This is a genomic window from Corallococcus sp. AB030 (genome assembly GCF_003668965.1).
GTDB lineage: Bacteria > Myxococcota > Myxococcia > Myxococcales > Myxococcaceae > Corallococcus > Corallococcus exiguus.
This window is the reverse complement of sequence record NZ_RAWQ01000439.1, coordinates 1-1,444: the sequence shown is the minus strand read 5'-3', so window position 1 is coordinate 1,444 and position 1,444 is coordinate 1. Positions and strand designations below refer to the sequence as shown.

Here is a 1,444-nt window from a genome sequence, read left to right as displayed (position 1 = left end):
CATCCGCTTCCGGTTTAGCCGCCACTCCCGAGGGAAGCCTCACGTTTCCGCCGTTCGCGCTCTCGGCGCTGCTGGCGTGAGCGGGCCGTCACCTCGGCGATGAGCAGGATGCGCTCCTCCAACTGCTCCAGCGTCACGCCCCGGCTCATCATCGCATGCGACAGCAGCAGCGGGGCGCAGCGAGTCAGTGCCAGCACCAGGGCGAGCCGCCCTGTCGCCTGCACCTGGCCCGGCTCGCCTGCCTTCTGTTGCATCGACAGTTCCAGCAGGCGCGAGAGGGCCAGGGCAATCACCTTGGCGTACACCAGCGAGAGCACCGCGCCCGGCCGGGTGGCGCGCAGCGCCGACAGCCCCACGCCGGACTTGAGGGCTTTGAAGAGCAGCTCCACTCGCCAGCGCAACCGGTAGGCCTCGGCTACCTCGTGCGCCGTCAGCACGTCGCGGCCCACCGTCGTCAGGTACCAGCGCCGCTCGCCCTCCGGCCCTTCCACGGCCACCACGCGCGCGCAGGCCGTGCGCCCGTGCTTCTCCAACTGCACGTCCACGTCGATGACGCCGCCCTCCTCCTTGAGGACACCTTGCAGGAGTGCGTCAGTCAGGCGCATGCCACGCGCCCGCACGCGCTCGCCCTTGCCCACGTGCACCCGTAGCACCTTCGGGTCATGCTGGGCCTTGAGCCGCACCAGGAAATGAGCCCCGGCCTCAATCGCGTCGAGGAAGCGGCCGGTGTCCGTGTACCCCAGGTCCATGAAGGTGAGCGTGCCGGGACTCAGCGCCTCGTCGGGCAGGGCGCGCGTGTCCTGGGTGCGCTGCGGCGTCACGCCGTCCGCCACCGGCAACTCGTCCTTCAGCGACACCAGCGCGTGCCACTTGAAGGCGGCAGGCCTCGCCTCGCTGGTGGACGGGGCCCAGTCCGCTGCCAGCCGCTGCAGCAGTTGGCACGTGGAGTCGGCCACCTGCACGTCCGTGAACTCGTCCAGCAGGGCCCCCAACTCGTTGAAGGGCTTGTCCTCGCCGACGGCCTCTCGTACGGCCTGGACGGCTCGGCTCGCCACCTCCCGCATCAACTGCCCGAAGGCGTGGTTGAAACGCTCGAAGAAGGCGCTGGGCGACAGCTTCTGCCCGGTGAGCGCGATGTAATTGGCGAAGGCTGTCGTCTGCGTGCCGGGCATGGGCGTCACCGCGGCCACGGTGGACTCCACCAGCGCCACCAGGTCCACCTTGCGCTGGCGCTGCAGCGCCCCCAGCCGGCGCGCGGCCTCCAGGATGTCCTCGGCCGACACCAGTGCCCGCAGTCCCTCTGCCACCTTCACCCTCGGAGTGCTCTTCTTCATGCCAGGAGAATGTTCCTCGTCCCCCCGTTTCGACGGGCCTGCCTGCTCGGCTGCACCTATGTCTTTGATTCTGCTCTGCTTTTCTCCATCGCGTTAAACGGACGCGGATG

Annotated in this window: 1 protein-coding gene; it reads right to left on the bottom strand. The window is 69.0% G+C overall.

What is annotated here, in order from left to right; translation table 11 throughout:
- Positions 1 to 14: 14 nt before the first annotated feature.
- Positions 15 to 1,334 (bottom strand): IS4 family transposase, encoded by a 1,320-nt coding sequence (locus D7Y15_RS43445; protein WP_120581729.1) that lies wholly within the window; start codon positions 1,332 to 1,334, stop codon positions 15 to 17.
- Positions 1,335 to 1,444 lie beyond the last annotated feature (110 nt).

Excerpts from the sequence above, each read along its gene's own strand:
- D7Y15_RS43445 (WP_120581729.1), bottom strand. The coding sequence starts at position 1,334 with ATGAAGAAGAGCACTCCGAGGGTGAAGGTGGCAGAGGGACTGCGGGCA.